Raw genomic sequence first — 17,532 nt, 5'->3', positions numbered from 1 at the left:
GCCCGGATCAATGAAGAGGAAATATGAATGCCTAGCGTTACCGACCTTCACTATGTCTCGCTCGCGGTGCCAGACCTCGCGGCGGAGCGCCGCTTCTTCGGTGAAACCTGGGGGCTGATCGAAGTCGCCGAACAGGACGGTAAGGTCTACTTCGCCGCTGAAGGCATGCCGCATCCCTATGTCATCGTGTTGCGAGAGAACGAGGAACGGATGACCGACCTGATCGGCTTCTCGGCAGAATCGCGCGAGGATGTCGATGCGCTGTTCGAGCAGGTGAAGGCATCCGGTTCGAAAATCATCTCTGAACCCGGACCGGCGGATGGCCCGGCAGGGGGCTATGCCTTCCGTTTCTTCGATCCCGATGGCCGAGCGATGGAGGTCATCTCCGACACGACGCCCCGCGAATTCCGCGAGCTCGACAAGGGCGAAGCCATTCCGATCGGCATCAGCCATGTTGTCTTCCATTCACCCGACCACAAGGGCCTCGCGAACTGGTTCGAAAATGCGCTGGGCTTCCGGCTTTCCGACTGGATCGGCGAATTTATGGTATTTCTGCGCTGCAACAAGGCGCATCACCGGCTGGCTATCCTGCCTGGCCCGCCGGCGCTTAATCACATCGCCTTTGACGTGTCCTCCGTTGACGAGATGATGCGCGGTCTTGCCCGGATGCATCGCAACGATGTCGAGCTGAGCTGGGGGCCCGGTCGCCATACGGCGGGCAACAACACCTTCAGCTATTTCCTGACGCCCAATGGCAATGCCGTGGAATACACGTCCGACCTGGAGGAAGTGGATGAGGAAACATGGGAAGTGACCCATTACGAGGCGACACCGGACATTACCGACCAGTGGGGCACGGGACGCATCATTACGGGCAATGTTCCCCATGCCGAGATGAGCCCGGACAAGGCTCTCTGGCAGGTCCCGGCGTGAGGATGACACGATGATAGAAAAAGCCCTGGTGGTCGGCGGCGGCGTCGGCGGGATGAGCGCGGCCCTGTCACTTGCCAAGCGCGGTGCACAGGTCGAATTGATCGATATCGATCCTGACTGGCGAGCCTATGGCGCAGGCATCAGCGTAACCGGCATGTCGCTGCGCGCGTTTGACGATCTGGGTATTCTCGACCGTGTGCGGACAGAAGGCTTTGTCGGTTCCGGCATTCGTCTGCGCGCGGTGGATGGCACGCTGATCATGGAAAGCCCTCCCATGGCGGGCACTCCTGATCCGGTCGATTGCGGCGGCGGGATCATGCGGCCGGTCCTTCACGCAATCATGCAGGACAAAATCCGCACCACCGACATTGCGGTGACGCTGGGGGTCGAGGTCACGCGCTATGAAGAAGATGCTGATGGCGTGGAGGCCCATTTGTCTGACGGCAGCAGCCGGCGGGTGGATGTCGTCATTGCGGCTGACGGTATTTCTTCATCAACGAGGGCGAAGCTGTTTTCCGACGCGCCGAAGCCGCTCTTCACCGGACAGGGATGTTGGCGGATCGTGGCTGACCGCCCTGCCGAAATCGACCGGACGGAAATGTATCTCGGCGGCCCGGTCAAACTGGGGCTCAACCCTGTGTCGGACGACAAGCTCTATGCGTTCATCCTTGAGCATGTGCCCGATAACCCCTGGTATGCGGAGGATCAGCTGCTTCCCCGCGTGGCGGAGCTGCTCGAACCTTTCGGCGGTGTGATCCCCGAAATCCGGGCCAATCTCGGCCCGCAATCGCAGGTCAATTATCGCCCGCTTGAATGGCTGATATTGCCGGCGCCGTGGCATCGGGGGCGCGTGGCGCTCATCGGGGATGCCGTTCATGCGACGACACCTCACATGGCCTCGGGCGCCGGCTTGGCGGTCGAGGACGGCCTCGTGCTTGCCGAAGAACTGGCCGCGGCGGACAATGTCGAAGCGGGCCTGACGGCCTTTGCCGCCCGCCGGATGGAACGGGCCCGCATGGTGGTAGAAAACTCGGTAAAGGTCGGTGAGATCGAGATGACCGGGGGCGATCAGGTACAGGCCAATGAGATGTTGGGCGGAACCATGGCGCGTTTGAAGGAACCTTATTAATGAATTTCGGACTGGCGACAGTAGCAAATCAGGCGGTGCTGGTGCGGGAAGGGCGCTATGTCCCGCTCGCGCATTGGGGTGAGGAGCGCGCGCTTCTCGCACTGCTGAGTGATTGGGGAAATATCCTGCCACAGATCACGAGCTGGGCAGCGGACTCTGCGACTTTTGAAAATTCTGCTGACTTTGATGCTGCGGAAATTGATCTGCCCTACCGGCCCGGACAGGTCTTTTGCACGGGGGCCAATTACAAGAAGCACGTGGTCGGGCTGATCATGGGCGATCCCTCCATGCGCACGGCGGAACATGAGAATATCTCGGAAGAGGAACGCCGCAAGCTGGTTGAAGAGAAGATGGATCAGCGCGCGCAGTCGCTGCCCTTCTGTTTCATCAAGCTCCCCTCATGCGCTATTGGCGCGCGCGACGAGGTCATCCTGCCCTCCAATGTCGAGAAGCCCGATTGGGAGCTCGAACTGGGGGTCGTCATCGGCAAGCGCACGCACCGCGTGGCTGAAGATGAGGTGATGGATCATGTCGCGGGCTTCACCGTGGTCAACGACGTCACCGCGCGCGAGCATATCTTTCGCAAGGATGGATCGGCCATCGGCGCGGACTGGCTGTCGGGCAAATGCTTCCCGACATTCCTGCCGTTCGGACCGATGATCGTGCCGCGCGATCAGGTTGCCGACCCGTATGATCTCAACATCCGGCTGTCGGTCAACGGCAAGGTCTATCAGAACGAAAGCACGGCCGACATGATGGCCTCCATCGAACGGCAGATTGCCTTTCTTTCGGACCGGGTGGTGCTGGAGCCGGGCGACGTCATCTGCACGGGATCGCCCTATGGCAACGGATCGGCCTTCGGCGTTTTCCTGAAGCCGGGCGATGTGATGGAAGGTGAGATTACCGGCCTTGGCACGCAGCGCAATCGCTGCGTGGCCGAAGGTGATGGGGCCGCTGGCTAACGCCGCTGCTTAAGTGTCCGCGTCTTCTGCTCGTTTGCGCAAGCCATCGAGCAGAAGACGTTCGACAAAGGCTTCATACTCCTGGGCCAGCTCATCCATGTCGGTATCTTCCGGCACCAGCAGTTCGATCAGTGGCCGCCCGGTGACGAAGAAGTCACTGATGCCAATGACGGCCAGATGCAGAAACAATGGGTTGAAGTCTGTCAGGTGGCCCTTGTCGTCCAGCTCCTGCAACCCGGCGTAATAATCGACCGGCACCTTGTTCCACTCCCGCACGCTTTCGCGCATTTCGGGGGAGCTGGTGGAATCGAGTTCATCGATCATCAGGCGCTGCATATTGCGCGCGGAACGTGTGAAGCGAAATGTGGCATGGATGAAAGCACCCAGCAGCTCGACCGGATCACCCTTGGTCGGCGGCTTTTGATTGCTTTCCTCGCCAATGCGCTTGGCCACTTCCAGCAGCAGGTTTTCGCGATTGCCGAAGTAATATCTCACCAATGCCGGATCGCCGCCTGCCTGACGGGCGATGGCGCTCGCCGTCACCAGCGCGGGCGGCGATTCCTGCAGCAATTCTCTGGTGGCGGCGATCAACGCCTCGCGCCCGACACCACTTTGTTTCGCAGGGGGGCGACCCTTGCCCCGTTTCTTTGGTTCGCTTCCAGCCATGCCCAGACTGCTACGCCCGATCCGCAGCAATATCTATACCGCGGCCCTCAGAAATATTCTTGCAGGCAGGAATTAAACCATTAGGGTCGCCGCCGAGGAGAGATGCAAACTATGACGAACTGGCCTTTTACCCAGGGTGTACACGATATTGGCAATGGTCTTTATGGCTATGTCCAGCCGGACGGGACGTGGGGTTGGTCCAATGCCGGACTGGTCACATCCCGCGGGCAGACGCTCCTGGTCGATACGTTGATGAGCGTGCCGCTCACGCGCACGATGCTGGAGGATTTTTCGCGGGTTGCAGGCGGCGACCATGTTGATCAGGTGGTCAACACCCATGCCAATCCCGATCATTTCTTCGGCAATGGCGTGGTGGGTGATGCCGAGATCATTTCCACGGCGACAACCCGTGAGGAAATGAGCGAATTTGACCCCCGCGCATTGGCCGGCCTGGCCGACAATTACGACAAGATGGGCGAGGCGGGCGAATTCCTGTTCGAGACAATGGGGCGCAAATTCGACTTCTCCGGCGTGGATGAGCTGACCTTGCCCAACCGCACTTTCGACAAGAGCCTCAAGATCGAAGTGGGGGACAAGACCGTCGAACTGACCGATCTCGGACCCGCCCACACCCTGTCGGACACGATTGCCTTCGTGCCAGAGGACAAGGTCGTCTTTACGGGTGATCTGCTGTTTAACGAAGGACATCCCATCATCTGGGCCGGCCCCACCTCCAACTGGATCGCGGCTTGCGAATTTATCGAGGCTCTGGAGCCCGATGTGGTGGTGCCCGGTCATGGGCCCATTTGCGATGTCTCAGCGGTGCGCAACATGAGGAGCTATTTCGAGCATCTTCGTGATGAGGCACGCGGACGGTTTGAAGCCGGGATGGACTGGCGCCAGGCGGCGCGGGATATTCCGATGAAGGAATATGCGCACTGGACCGATCCCGAACGGGTCGTTGCCAATGTCTATTCGCTCTACCATCAATGGGACCCCAACATGGAAGCGGCCCCGCCGCCGACCCTGTTTGCCGAGATGAACCGCTATCGCCACGAACATGGCGCGGGAGGCTGCGGACATGACCATGGAGCTTAATCTCACCCATGATGCTCAGCGGCGCAGCTTCGTCGAAAGCGCCAATGTCGACAGCACCGACTTTCCCATCCAGAACCTGCCCTTTGGCGTGTTCGAAGATGCCAAAGGTGCGCGCGGGGGTGTGGCTCTGGGCGATTCCATTATCGACCTGTCCCGCCTGATCGAGGATGGAGCGTTTGGCGGGCCTGCTGCTGAGGCAGCGCTCGCTGCGGCACAGCCTGATTTGACGGGCCTGTTCGAAGCCCCGGCAGCATCGGTATCGGCGCTGCGCAGCGCCCTTTCGGATCTCTATCGCCGTGATACGGATCGCCGCGGCATGGCCGAAGGCGCTTTGCTGCCAGCGTCTTCGGTCACGATGAAGATGCCGGCAAAACCGGCGGCCTTCACCGATTTCTGCACCAGCGCCGACCATATTCTGCGCATGGCAAAATATGGCGGGCGTCCGGCACAGCCGGCATGGGCCACGCTGCCCGTTGCCTATAATGGCCGCGCCAGTTCTGTGGAGGTCAGCGGAACACCGGTGGTTCGCCCGATGGGACAGGTCGTTCCCAAGGGCAGTAGCGAGATGCAGTTTGCAGCGGAGCCGATGCTCGATTTCGAGCTCGAATTCGGTGCCTGGCTGCGCGGTCCCGGCAATCCGCTGGGCGAGCCGATCGATATGGCGCGCGCCGAGGATTTGCTGTTCGGCTGCTGTCTGGTCAATGACTGGTCCGCCCGCGCGATCCAGTTTTACGAGATGATCCTCGGCCCCCATCTGGGCAAGAGCTTCCTGACCACGATTTCACCGTGGATCGTGACCATGGAGGCGCTGGCTCCCTTCCGCGTCCCCGGCCGTGGCCGCACCACGGATGAGCCTGCGATCCCGGATTATCTGAACGCCCCCTATGACCGGCAGTCCGGTGGTCTCAATGTTGAACTGACTGCGGAGATCGATGTCGGAACCGGCCCGCAGCAGATTGTGCGAACCAACGCGGCCGAGCTGTTCTGGACGCTCGCCCAGATGCTGACGCATCAGGCGAGCAATGGCGCTCCTTTGGAGGTGGCAGACCTGATCGCGACCGGGACCGTGTCTGGCGCAGCCGATGAGGCGCGCGCGTGTCTGGTGGAGCTTACCAGCCTGGGCCAGGAACCGCTTGAGCTGGAAGGCGGCGTGACCCGCACCGCTCTGGAAGATGGAGACATTCTGTCGCTGCGCGGACGGGCAATGGCAGAAGGATATGTGCCGATTGGCTTCGGCGAGTGCAGCGGCACGATTACACCAGCAAGGAAGATGGCATGAGCGGCGAAATTTTTACCTGCGGCGACCAGCAGCCGATACCGGTCAATGCCCGCGGACAGCATCTGGTGGTGGACATCCACTGCCATCTAGGCATTCCGGCAGCCGATGCGATCGTGCAGGCCAAATATCCCGGTCCGCCTCCCGGGATCAATGATTTTACCAGCCCGAAAACCAGCGAGGTCAACCGCGCGCAATTCGGCAAGATTGGCCGCACGCTGAATTCGCTCGACGGGCGGCTGGCCGATATGGACCGGCTGGGGATCGACGTGCAGGCGCTTTCACCCAGTCCCGGTCAATATTTCTATTTCACCGATGCGGATACGGGACGCGCCGCCGCGCGCGCGGTCAATGACGGCATGGCCGAAGCGGTCGCCACGCATCCTGACCGGTTGGTGGGGATGGGCAGCGTCCCCTTGCAGGACCCGCGGCTGGCGATTGAAGAGATGCGCCGCTGCGTCAAGGATCTCGGCCTGCGCGGGATCGAGATCAGCTCGAATGTCGAAGGGCGTGATCTCCACCGCGAGGAATTCCGCCCGTTCTGGGCTGCGGCAGAGGAACTGGGTGTTCTGATATTCCTCCACCCGCTGGGCTTTACCCATGCCCAGCGGATGAGCGAATATTACTTCAACAATCTGATCGGCAATCCGCTGGAATCCACGCTGGCGCTCGGCCACCTTATCTTCGGGGGCGTGCTCGATGACTACCCCGGGCTGAAGATCTGCGTTGCCCATGGCGGCGGCTATATGCCCTCCTATTGGGGGCGGATGGACCATGGCTGGCGCGCGCGGGCCGATTGTTCCGAACATTGCCAGCACGAACCCTCAAGCTATCTGCGCAAGATCTGGTTCGACACGCTGGTCTTCGACCGCGATGAGCTGGACAGCCTGATCCGCACACATGGCGTGGATCGGCTGTGCCTTGGCACCGATTATCCCTTCGACATGTCGGAGCCGGACCCGGTTGGTTTCCACGATCGGATCGACGGAGAAGCCCGCGCAAAGATCCTCGGACTGAATGCGGCTGAGCTGCTGGGACTGAAAACCGCGCAGTGATCCCGCCGATGTGAGGGTATGATCCCGGATTGTGAATGTTCAGAGTGAGAGCGGGACACGGCCCGCTCTCACCCGGTGCCTTGGCCTGCCGGATCAACCGGACTGCTTCGTACCGCGCAGGCCGAGAAAGCGAGCAGCGCGGCGGCTGCGTTTGACGGTGATCGATTCAAACAGCGTGACGAGCGCCAGACTGATACCGAACAGGGGCATCAGGAAAGCCAGTGCCAGTGTCGCGCCGACCAGCGCCCAGACATGCGGAACATGTCCCGTGGCAGGCGGCGCGCCCAAACCCTCCTCCGGTCGTCTGCGCCACCACATGATCACACCCGATACGGAGAGCAGCATCAATCCAATCAGGATGGCCAGATTGATCAGCTGATTGAGCAGCCCGAAAAAGGCGCCTTCATGCAGCGCGACACCGTATCCCACTGTCTGGTCGATCCAATGCCGGCTGGAGAAAGGCTCGGTGCCGATAATGGCCCCGGTTCCCCCATCTATTTCCACGGTTACCCGTTCGGGGCGGTTGTAGGTGTTGGACACGATCCGCCATCTGTTACCGCCATCCTTCGGCGGGGTGATCTGCACGGGGGCGGGCAAGGCAAGATCATGCGCAGCGGGTATCAGCCGGTCGAGCGGCTTCAGCGTGAAGGAAGCGGCGGCTGGCGCCATATTATGCTCGGCATGGATGCCGCCGGAAGCAGCCGCGCCGGCGGAATGTGGTTTCTGGCGCAATTGCCGGTCAAGCTGCGCGCGTTCCCTGGCATCGCTCTCCGATCCGCTGGACCAGTCCTGTTTGACCGAGGCCGTTCCGGTCAATGTGCGGATTTCCCGGAAATAGCTTCCCCAATTTTGCGCCCAGGGCAGGCCGGACATGATCAGCAGCAGCGCTCCGACGGAAATCCAGATTCCGGTTACGGCGTGAATATCGCGCCAGAAGATACGCCGCCCCTTCCGAAGGCGTGGATAGAGCGTGCCGGCAAGCCGCCTGGCCCCGCGCGGCCACCACAGAAACAGGCCGGTAATCAGCATGATGATGGTCCAGCACGCCGCGAGTTCGATCAGCATGGACCCGAAACGGCCGGCCAGCAGCTCCCCATGCAGGTGGAAGATCACCCGCATGAAGCGGTCCTGTTCGCCGATCTGTTTCAGCACCTCGCCATTTGCGGGGTTCACATAGACCCGCGTTTCCTCGGCCCCCTGACCGACGACTATCTGATGCGCCTGTGTGGGCGAAGCGGGCAGGATATAGTGATGCAGGACCGATCCCGGCACTGCGGCCTGGGCCTTGGCAGCGATTTCGGAAGGCTGCAGCCTGTCCGGCCCGCTCGCCACCTTTTCATATGGCCGATCGAGCATGTTTTCGATCTGCGGCCTGAACAGATAAATCGCCCCGGTGGCGGATAGCCACAGGACGAACGGGATGGTGAAGAGCCCGGCGTAAAAGTGCCAGCGCCACACGATCTGGTACCACCGCTCCTTTCGGAGCGGCGGTGCTGACAGGGCGGGGCCGGCCATTACAATCCGCCTTTCCAGTGCAGCCCGATGGAGACAGTCCGCCCCGGATAGGGATGGAATACGAAGGCCTTTTCATCGAGCAGATTGTCGACGCCCACGGACAGATCGACCGCGCCCAGATGGGTCGTGGCTTTCAGATCGACAAAGGTGAAGGGCGATACGCAATAATAGGTGCCGCAGCGCGACGAACTGTTGTTTTCAATATTGCGGTCGGGCGTATTCTGATGCCGGACATTGGCCGCCACATCCAATGCGTCTGACACGCGGTACCGTAAAGACGCATTGGCGCGCCATTCGGGCACCCTTGGGAAGCGATTGCCGACCAGCGCGGGATTGAGCGGATTTTCGGTGATCTTTGCATCAATCCACGACAGATTGGCATCGAGATCCAGCCCGTCGAGAATCAGGTCCTCCGCAGCCACGATCAGATCAATTCCCCATGTTTCCACTTCGCCAATATTGGTAATCAGCGACTGGCTGACGATCGTGCCGGGATCATCGGAAGAGGGGATCAGGATGGACTGGGAAAACAGCGTGTCCTCCACCGCCTGACGATAGCCGCTGAGCGTGACCTTCACATTGTCGATCCGGCGCGATGCGGTCAGTTGCAGGTCGAAGCCCTTTTCGGGGGTCAGATCGGGATTGAAACCGTCCAGATCCACTTCGCCGACATTCGGGCCGTAGGAAATCAGGCTGGCCTGATACAATTCGCCAATCGTGGGAAAGCGGGTCGCCCAGGCGGCCGATGCGGTGAATTCGGTCATCGCATCGGGGCGCCAGGTCAGCGCGGCTTTGGGCGACCATGCATCGTCGCTGCGCGAGGCGTAGTCCACCCGGTCATCCCCATTGAGCAGGAAGCCGTTTTGCGCACGCCAATGTTCCCAGCGCAGGCCGAGCGTGGCGGTGATTTCCGGGGTCAGCGCAAGCGCATCTTCAGCGAACAGCCCGACCAATTCGGTTTCACCGCCCGACGCGTTCTGCAGCACCGGATCGCTCATGCTGCGCCATGCCGTGGTCGCGCTGGTTTCCGAATTGCCATAATATCCGGTGTAGGACGCCCCGAGGCTCAGGGAATGGATGCCCAGTACCCGTTCGGCGGTGGCATTCAGCGCTGTCCAATGCGCATCATCGTCAGTGACCTTTCCGCTATCAGGAATGATCCCCGTGGTGACATCGGCCGGGTCCGATTGGCGCTGACGATCTTTCAGCAGGGTGAAGCGGCTGGCGGCCAGATCAACCGACCAGCCGGAAATAGTGCCGTTCAGACCAAGACCGGTCAGCAATTCGTGGCTTGTCGAAAGCCCCTGGGTGATCCCGCTGATCCCGATGAATGTCGGCGCACCGCTTTCATCGCGCAGGAAGCTTTTGGGGTTGGTCGTATCATCCTGATCAATCAGCAGTGCGGCAAGTGCCCGCATTGTCCAGCCCTGACCAAGGTCATAATTGCCGCGTAAACGGAATTGATCTTCGGTGGCATCGGCAATCGCATCCTGCGCGGCGATCCGCAGCGGGAAGCCAAGCCCCATATCGACGATGGCCTGATCAGCATAGGGCGTTCCCGGCGTAACCGTGCGCCATTGCTGCGGCTGGCCTTCATTTTCAAAATGGCGATATCCGAAGCTGATTCCGCCGCGATCATCCAGTTTCAGATCGGCCTGCGCATCCAGCGAATAGCCGTAGAGATCTTCATCGGTGTCGTAATATTTGTAATTCTGAAAGAAGCCCTGCGCGTTCAGCCGCAGCGCGTTTTCGGTAATTTCGCGCGTGACCAGTTCCAGCGTGCCGCCCAGCGAGTTGCCGGAATAGCGGGCCGAAGTCGGGCCATAGATAATTTCGGCGCGGGCAATATCGCCCGGTGCCAGAACGGCCCATTTGGGGGCGGTGCTATAGCTGGCGCCGAGAAAGTCGGAGATCAGGAAGCCATCCACGGTCACCAGCGCGCGCGGCGTCTGCGTGGTGTGCATATTGCGGAAAGACAGGGTGGCGTTGGCATCACCAATATAGCGTTTACGCACGATCAGATTGGGCGCGTAACGAATGGCGTCCTCTGTATTGATCGTGTTGATCGCGCCGATCTGCTCTGAATCGATACTCACGCCCAGCGCGGGAGATTTCAGTTTCTGCAATTCGCGGCTTTCCAAGGTACCGGTGACGACGATCTCACTATCTCGCACGCGTTTTCCAATGGCCGATGCCTCGGCATCGGCTGCGCTGGTGTCCGCACTGGCGCCCATACTGGCGCCCATACTGGCGACCGCGCTTGCAGTGAAAGGAATGTCGGAAACAGAATGGGAATTGGAATTGGCGTGGGAAGGGGCATCGGAAGGGGCGGGTGCCGCGGCGATTGCCGCTGCCAGCGCAATAAGGCTGCTGCTCATGTATAAAATGTCCTGATCTGCCGCGCAGGTTTGGCCTGCGGGCGGCCCGCAAGGCGGCGGGCCAAGAAATATCCGATCCGGTGGGATCTGGCTGTTTCAGCAACACGGCGGATGGCATCCCATGCTAGGCAGAGCCAGCAGAGGTCGCACCGTGGATCAGGCGTGTGCGGGCGGTCCTCTCAAGGGAGGACGCAGATACTCATTGCGCGTGGCCGCGACGGCTCTTTGCGGCTCAAAGCCGAGCGCGAGAATAAAGGCGAGCTGATCTGCGAGAAGGTCCGCATCGGCGGCAGGCATCGTCGCCATCGCCAGCGCGGCATAGGGGCATTTATGCGTGTCGTCCGCGTCACTGTCGCCGGTTTGATCGCGGCTCTGGGGAACATGGATCGTGGCGCCCGCGCTGTTGGCGAGGCCTGAGCAAATCTCGATCGTGAAACTATCCGAATCCTGGCTAATCATATAGCCAGTGGGGATCAGGGCTTTCAGAAGCAAAGCCGCCGCCACCAATGCCATGCCCATCAGGCGCAGTGATGGCAAAGAGGGGGCGGCTGGTTTCATGGCGCGGCACCTAGCGTTCAGACCCGTGCTTGTCATGCCCAAAAAGCGGATGGGGATAGAGATGGGAAGATATTGGACCAGCCGCTGCACCGGGGGCGCATCTCCGAAGCGTGGGACCTTTCCTGCGAGCAATTACGGGGCCGCCCCCCTTATGGATCGTAACACGCTGGCGAACGTTGGCGGGGTTATGAAATTCCTCCGCCAAATCTTGTGCCTGCTCCTGCTGATGGTTGCGACTGCGCCTGCGGCCGCTCAATTGCTGACCACTCCGACGCCGGAAGCATCCCAGGCGGCCGACCCCTATGGCCGTGAAACACCGCGCGGCACCGTCACCGGCCTGATCGATGCACTGGCTGCACAGGATTACACGCGCGCCAGCAACTTCTTTGCCTTCACCAAGCGGGAAACCTCCGCCGGGCTCGATAAGCAGGCCGATATTGCCCGCCGGATGCAGGCCGCATTGGATAGCGGGGGCAAGCTGGAGCCTTTCGCGGCATTGTCCAGTGACGACACCGGCCGCGTGGATGATGGCCTGCCAGAGGATCAGGAGCGCGTCGGCACGTTTGGCGGGAATGAGGATGTCCCCTTCCTGCTCAGCCGAACGGAAAACGATACGGGCCGGAAGGTCTGGAAAATATCGCGCAAGACGATCCGGGAACTGGGCAAAATCGCGCCGTCGGGCGATGCGGTGGATAGTGCTGGAGAGCAGAGCGGGCTGGTCATTGGCGGTGCGCCGCTGGGCGACTGGCTGCTGCTGATCGGCATCGCCATCGGCAGCTTTCTGCTGTTCTGGTTGAGTGCCTATGGCATTATCGCTGTGTTGCGCATGTGTATAAAAGACCGGGAAAAGAGCACCTTTTTCCGCTTAATCTATGCGGCGCTTCCCCCGCTCAGCCTGTTTCTGTCGGTCCTCTCTTTTCAGTTCTGGACGGAAAGTCTCGAAGTGTCGATCGTCGCGCGGCAGACGCTGCTGCGCTATATCGGTATTGTTGCCTGGGTCGCGCTGGCATGGTTCGCGCTGCGTCTGGTGGATGCGGTTTCGCGGCTCACCATCGCGCGGATGGAGCGGCGGGAGCGCCGTCAGGCGGCCTCAGTCGTGGCTTTGGCACGGCGCGGTGCCAAGGTCATGTTGCTGGCGATGGCGGTCGTGGCCGTCCTCGATACCTTCGGTTTTGACGTGACCACCGGTATCGCTGCGCTGGGTATTGGCGGTATCGCACTGGCTCTCGGCGCGCAGAAAACGGTCGAAAATCTGGTCGGCAGCGTCAGCGTGATTGCCGACCGGCCGGTGCAGGTGGGCGATTTCTGCCGGGTGGGCGATGTGATCGGCACGGTGGAAGATATCGGTATGCGGTCAACCCGGGTCCGCACGCTTGATCGCAGCCTTGTCACCATCCCCAATGGCGATTTCTCCTCCCGCGAGATCGAGAATTACGCCAAGCGTGATCGCTTCCTGTTCGCTCCCGTTATCGGCGTGGAATATGGGATATCGGCTGACAAGCTGCGTGAAGGGGCGGAGATCATCGAACAGATCCTGCGCGATCACGATCAGGTGGAAACGCACGGAATGCGCGCGCGCTTTGCCGATTTCGGTGCCAGTTCGCTGGATATCGAAGTGTGGGCCTATATTACCACTTTCGATTATGCGGAAAGCCGATTCATCCGCCATGATCTGATGCTGTCGATCCTCGAACAGCTGGAGGCTGCGGGTCTTTCCATCGCCTTCCCGACGCGAACAGTGCATCTGGTGCAGGATAAAGTTCCTGAATCTTCCAATAATGACGATGAATTGTAGCAATTTGGCAAAATTGCGTCGTAGCACTTCCGATTCCCGCGCTTATTGCCTACATCGCCCTCATGCATTTTCTCGATCAGGCCAAAATCTACATTCGCTCTGGCGCGGGTGGCCCCGGAGCCGTTAGTTTTCGGCGCGAAAAATATATTGAATATGGCGGTCCCGATGGCGGCGATGGCGGGCGCGGTGGTGACATCGTGTTTGAAGCTGTGTCCGGCCTCAATACGCTCATCGATTTTCGCTATACGCAGCATTTCAAGGCCAAGCGCGGCAATCACGGCATGGGTAAGGATCGCACTGGCAAGGGCGCGCCTGATCTGGTGATCGAGGTTCCCGTCGGCACGCAGATACTGGCCGACGATCAGGAAACTGTGCTGGCCGATATGCTCACCGCCGGACAGCGTGTCACCATGCTCGAAGGCGGCTTGGGCGGGCGCGGCAATGCCAGTTACAAGACGTCCACCAATCGCGCGCCGCGCAACCATCAGCCGGGTGAACCCAGTGAAGAAATGTGGGTGTGGCTGCGGCTCAAACTGCTGGCCGATGCCGGCATGGTCGGGCTGCCCAATGCCGGCAAGTCGACCTTCATCAATCAGGTAACGAATACCAAGGCCAAGGTGGGTGATTATGCTTTCACCACCTTGGTGCCGAAACTCGGCGTGGTGCGGCATAAGGGCCGCGAATTCGTGCTGGCTGATATTCCCGGCCTGATCGAAGGGGCCGCAGACGGCGCGGGCATTGGCGATCGTTTTCTGGGCCATGTCGAACGCTGCCGCGTGCTCATCCATCTGATCGATATTGCCGGGGAGGACCCGGTCGAGGCATTGCGCGTGGTCGAAGGTGAACTTGAGGCTTATGGCTCGGGCCTCGAAGGCAAGCCGCGGATCGTGGCTCTGAACAAGGTCGATCTGGCCGATGCCGAACTGGTTGATGCCTTTGCCGAGGAATTGAAGCAGGCCGGCGTGGACCGCGTCTTGCCGATTTCCGGTGCGACCGGTGCAGGCATTCAGGAATTGCTCGACGCCGTGCTGGCTTATCTGCCTGAAAAGAGCGCCATCGAAAATCCATCGCAACCGCCCTTGGCGGATGGCGATGAAGGAGAGGCCGATGCAACTTGGTCGCCGATTTGAGTTGAAGCGCTCTCGCGCTGCGACACGGCAACGGCCAAAATAATACAGCCGGTTCTCATTTACACGAAGCTCGGTTAAAGGGTTCCGATATGTCTATATCAAAGCTTTCTGATCTCGCTGATCCCGTCAAAACTCCCCGCATCGTTTTCAAGATCGGCTCTTCGCTGCTGGTCGAAAAAAGCGGGGATCTGCGCAATGTCTGGCTGAACAGCCTCGCCGGTGAAATTTCGGAGGCCCGCAAGAGAGGGCAAGAAGTCATCGTGGTGAGTTCTGGCGCCGTGGCGCTGGGTGCTGCGCGGCTGGGCCTTGAAAAAGGTGGCCGTGGAAGCCTGGCCGATAAGCAGGCTGCCGCCGCTGTTGGTCAGATTGCACTGTCCGGCCTGTGGGCTCAATTGCTCAGCCAATATGGCCTAGTCGCGGCGCAATTGTTGCTGACGCTCGAAGATCTCGAATATCGCCGCCGCTATCTCAATGCCTCGGCGACCATCGGGCGGCTGCTGAAGGCCGGAACCGTGCCGATCGTGAACGAGAACGATTCGATCGCGACCAACGAACTGCGTTTTGGCGACAATGACCGTCTGGCCGCACGTGTGGCGCAGGCGGGGCAGGCTCAGGCGATTGCACTGTTTTCTGACGTGGACGGTCTGTTTGACCGCGACCCGAAGCATCCCGACGCCAATCTGCTGGAGCGGATCAAGGGCGTGACGGAGGACCATCACCAGATGGCCAGCGGGGCCTCCAGCTCGGGCGTTGGCACCGGGGGCATGTCCTCCAAATTGCTGGCCGTGGAAATTGCCGAACGCGCGGGGATTTCGCTCGCCATTCTGAATGGTCTGGAAGATCAGCCTTTCCGCAACGCGATAGAAAGCGACACCGGTACCCTGTTCCTGCCGCGCCGCCACGACACGGCGCGCAAGGCATGGCTGGGCGGGCGTCAGCGTATGCGCGGCACCCTGATCGTCGATACGGGCTGCGCCGGCGCTCTGGTTGATGGGGGCAGCTTGCTTGCCGCCGGGATTACCGAAGTGCAGGGCAATTTCCAGCGCGGTCAGCCTGTTGCGATCAAGAATGAAGAGGGCAAGAAAATTGCCCAGGGCATGGTCGAATATGACCGCGAAGATGTCGAAAAGATTATGGGCCACACCAGCGAAGAACAGGAAGAGCTGCTTGGCTATTCCCCGCGTTCGGCTGTGGTCCATCGTGATCAGTTGGTGGTTCTGTGACATTAGCCATTACTGGCGCGACGGGTTTCGTCGGCCAGGCGCTGTTGGATAAAGCGGCCGCAAGGGCGCTGGATATGCGCGCGCTCACGCGGCGTGATCAGGCAGCGCGATCTTATGTCGAATGGGTCAGCGGTGATCTGTCCGATCGGGCCGGATTGCTTCGCCTGATGAAACAGGCGGAATGCGTCATCCATGTTGCGGGCGTGGTCAATGCGCCCGACCGGATGGGTTTTCAGACCGGAAATGTGAACGGCACCCTGCAAGTGGTGGAAGCCGCCGTTGCAGCAGGCGTGCCGCGCCTGATCTTCGTGTCATCGCTGTCCGCGCGTGAGCCTGGCCTGTCCGATTATGGCGCGTCCAAACGTCAGGCGGAACGGCTGGTCGCGGCCAGCGGGCTGGACTGGACGATTGTCCGTCCACCGGCAATTTATGGCCCGCGTGACAAGGAAATGCTGGAGCTGTTCAAGGCTGCCAAATGGGGCGTCGTGCCGATGCCTGCCGGTGGCCGCGCATCGGTGCTGCATGTTGAGGATCTGGCACGTTTGCTGTTGGCGCTGGTGCCATCGGGCCGGGACGTTAGTTACCGTCTGTTTGAACCCGATGATGGGCGTGAAAATGGCTGGAGCCATCCCCGTCTGGCGCGTGAAATCGGGCGGGCCATGGGGCGCCCCGGTGTCTGGGTGCCGCAATTGTCCCCCCAAATGATGCAGCGCGCGGCGAAGCTCGACGCCATGTTCCGCAAGGACAGGGCCAAGCTTACCCCTGACCGGGTGAATTACATGACCCATCCGGACTGGGTCTGCTCACCGGAACTGTCGCCGCCTGCGCGCCGCTGGGCACCGCGGGTCGAAACCACGGAAGGTCTGGCTCAGACCGCGCAGTGGTATCGCGACAATAAGTGGCTGTGACCATACGCTAAGAAGCGGGAAAGGCGTACTCCCCTCCCGCTTGCTTAGTCTCAGACGCCCGTAAATCGGGGGTTCCGACCTAGGGTTAGAATGCCGGTTCGTAACCCGGGGGCAGATCGTTCTGATCGCCATTCCCTGCATCGGGATTATTGGGGCTGTGAATGCCGCATTCGGTCTTGTCCCAGCCCGACCAGCGGCCCGAGCGGGGATCTTCGCCTTCGGCCACGCGGCTGGTGCAGGGCATGCAGCCGATGGAGGGATAGCCCTGTTCAACCAGCGGGTGACGCGGCAGATCATGCTCCTCGAAATAGGCGGCGATATCGTCTGAATTCCAGTCGATCAGCGGGTTGATCTTGAGCCGGCCCTGACTGTCCGAACTGTCGATTTCAAAACGCGGCAGATTGGCGCGGGTGGAGGACTGGAAGGCCTTGCGGCCGGTGATCGAGGCATCGTAATGCGCCAGCGCCTTGGCCAGCGGCTTCACCTTGCGAATTTCGCAGCAGCCATCCGGGTCCCATGACCAGCGCAGCTCATTTTCATCCTTGGCGGCCAGTTCTTCCGCGTCAGGCGTCAGATTGACCAGATTGGTGAGGCCGAGCCGTGCGACCAGTTCATCACGATAAGCGAGCGTTTCGGGGAAATGCTTGCCCGTTTCGAGAAACAGAACCGGTGTATCGGGCGCGACCTGTGCCACCAGATGGAGCAGTACTGCGCTTTCAGCGCCAAAGCTGGAGACCACCGCGACATCACCCGCCAATCCGTCATTGAGAACGGATGACAGCATCTCCAGCGTTTCCTGCCCGCGAAACATTCGGTTGAGCCGGATCGCGTCGGATTCGCTGAAGCGTGGGCCGGTGTCGATCCGGTCCAGCTGGCGGGCCTGTGTCTGAGTGGTCTCAGCCATCA

At 60.7% G+C, this 17,532-nt stretch carries 15 protein-coding genes; 10 read left to right on the top strand and 5 right to left on the bottom strand.

Annotation, left to right across the window (positions count from 1 at the left end; genetic code table 11):
- Positions 1-27 precede the first annotated feature (27 nt).
- The 3 genes from GRI91_RS11600 to GRI91_RS11590 are packed head-to-tail and all read left to right on the top strand — an operon-like array spanning position 28 to position 3,024.
- Positions 28-933 carry a VOC family protein gene (locus tag GRI91_RS11600; protein ID WP_160736854.1) on the top strand — a complete coding sequence of 302 codons (906 nt, stop codon included), beginning with the start codon at positions 28-30 and terminating at the stop codon, positions 931-933.
- 10 nt (positions 934-943) lie between these two features.
- Positions 944-2,062, top strand: coding sequence for an FAD-dependent oxidoreductase (locus GRI91_RS11595; protein WP_160736853.1), 1,119 nt, complete (start codon positions 944-946; stop codon positions 2,060-2,062).
- Positions 2,062-3,024 (top strand): fumarylacetoacetate hydrolase family protein, encoded by a 963-nt coding sequence (locus GRI91_RS11590; RefSeq protein WP_160736852.1) that lies wholly within the window; start codon positions 2,062-2,064, stop codon positions 3,022-3,024. Before GRI91_RS11595 ends, GRI91_RS11590 begins: the two co-directional genes overlap by 1 nt.
- A gap of 9 nt (positions 3,025-3,033) precedes the next feature.
- On the opposite strand, the gene GRI91_RS11585 is transcribed toward GRI91_RS11590, so the two are convergent.
- The gene (locus tag GRI91_RS11585; protein ID WP_160736851.1) at positions 3,034-3,690 is read right to left on the bottom strand and encodes a TetR/AcrR family transcriptional regulator; all 657 of its coding nucleotides are present in this window, start codon (positions 3,688-3,690) and stop codon (positions 3,034-3,036) included.
- Positions 3,691-3,801: 111 nt separating this feature from the next.
- On the opposite strand from GRI91_RS11585, the gene GRI91_RS11580 reads away from it, so the two are divergent.
- The 3 genes from GRI91_RS11580 to GRI91_RS11570 are packed head-to-tail and all read left to right on the top strand — an operon-like array spanning position 3,802 to position 7,119.
- Positions 3,802-4,788, top strand: coding sequence for an MBL fold metallo-hydrolase (locus GRI91_RS11580; RefSeq protein WP_160736850.1), 987 nt, complete (start codon positions 3,802-3,804; stop codon positions 4,786-4,788).
- Positions 4,772-6,067, top strand: a complete 1,296-nt coding sequence (locus GRI91_RS11575) for a fumarylacetoacetate hydrolase family protein (RefSeq protein WP_160736849.1) — start codon at positions 4,772-4,774, stop codon at positions 6,065-6,067. The genes GRI91_RS11580 and GRI91_RS11575 overlap by 17 nt, the downstream gene beginning before the upstream one ends.
- Positions 6,064-7,119 carry an amidohydrolase family protein gene (locus GRI91_RS11570; RefSeq protein ID WP_160736848.1) on the top strand — a complete coding sequence of 352 codons (1,056 nt, stop codon included), beginning with the start codon at positions 6,064-6,066 and terminating at the stop codon, positions 7,117-7,119. Before GRI91_RS11575 ends, GRI91_RS11570 begins: the two co-directional genes overlap by 4 nt.
- Positions 7,120-7,212: 93 nt before the next feature.
- Here the strand turns inward: GRI91_RS11570 and GRI91_RS11565 are convergent, their stop codons facing one another.
- From GRI91_RS11565 to GRI91_RS11555, 3 genes are all read right to left on the bottom strand, one after another.
- Positions 7,213-8,634, bottom strand: coding sequence for a PepSY-associated TM helix domain-containing protein (locus tag GRI91_RS11565; RefSeq protein ID WP_160736847.1), 1,422 nt, complete (start codon positions 8,632-8,634; stop codon positions 7,213-7,215).
- On the bottom strand, positions 8,634-11,012 hold the full coding sequence (locus GRI91_RS11560) for a TonB-dependent receptor (RefSeq protein ID WP_237437825.1): 2,379 nt from the start codon (positions 11,010-11,012) through the stop codon (positions 8,634-8,636). Before GRI91_RS11560 ends, GRI91_RS11565 begins: the two co-directional genes overlap by 1 nt.
- A 156-nt stretch (positions 11,013-11,168) precedes the next feature.
- Positions 11,169-11,570, bottom strand: a complete 402-nt coding sequence (locus GRI91_RS11555; RefSeq protein WP_160736846.1) for a DUF2946 family protein — start codon at positions 11,568-11,570, stop codon at positions 11,169-11,171.
- A 187-nt stretch (positions 11,571-11,757) separates the two neighbouring features.
- Between GRI91_RS11555 and GRI91_RS11550 the strand changes: the two genes are divergently transcribed.
- The 4 genes from GRI91_RS11550 (at position 11,758) to GRI91_RS11535 (ending at position 16,626) form a co-directional block, all read left to right on the top strand.
- Positions 11,758-13,365, top strand: a complete 1,608-nt coding sequence (locus GRI91_RS11550; RefSeq protein ID WP_160736845.1) for a mechanosensitive ion channel family protein — start codon at positions 11,758-11,760, stop codon at positions 13,363-13,365.
- Between the two features lie 62 nt (positions 13,366-13,427).
- On the top strand, positions 13,428-14,495 hold the full coding sequence (gene obgE / locus GRI91_RS11545) for a GTPase ObgE (RefSeq protein WP_160736844.1): 1,068 nt from the start codon (positions 13,428-13,430) through the stop codon (positions 14,493-14,495).
- An 89-nt stretch (positions 14,496-14,584) separates the two neighbouring features.
- Positions 14,585-15,718 (top strand): glutamate 5-kinase, encoded by a 1,134-nt coding sequence (gene proB / locus GRI91_RS11540; RefSeq protein WP_160736843.1) that lies wholly within the window; start codon positions 14,585-14,587, stop codon positions 15,716-15,718.
- Positions 15,715-16,626, top strand: coding sequence for an NAD-dependent epimerase/dehydratase family protein (locus GRI91_RS11535; protein ID WP_160736842.1), 912 nt, complete (start codon positions 15,715-15,717; stop codon positions 16,624-16,626). The genes proB and GRI91_RS11535 overlap by 4 nt, the downstream gene beginning before the upstream one ends.
- A gap of 85 nt (positions 16,627-16,711) precedes the next feature.
- Here GRI91_RS11535 and GRI91_RS11530 read toward each other — a convergent pair whose 3' ends face one another.
- Positions 16,712-17,530, bottom strand: coding sequence for a phosphoadenylyl-sulfate reductase (locus GRI91_RS11530; protein WP_160736841.1), 819 nt, complete (start codon positions 17,528-17,530; stop codon positions 16,712-16,714).
- Between the last annotated feature and the right edge of the window lie 2 nt (positions 17,531-17,532).

It is taken from the genome of Altericroceibacterium endophyticum, assembly GCF_009827595.1.
In the GTDB taxonomy this organism is placed as follows: Bacteria; Pseudomonadota; Alphaproteobacteria; order Sphingomonadales; family Sphingomonadaceae; genus Altericroceibacterium; species Altericroceibacterium endophyticum.
This window is presented reverse-complemented; position numbering and strand designations above follow the sequence as displayed.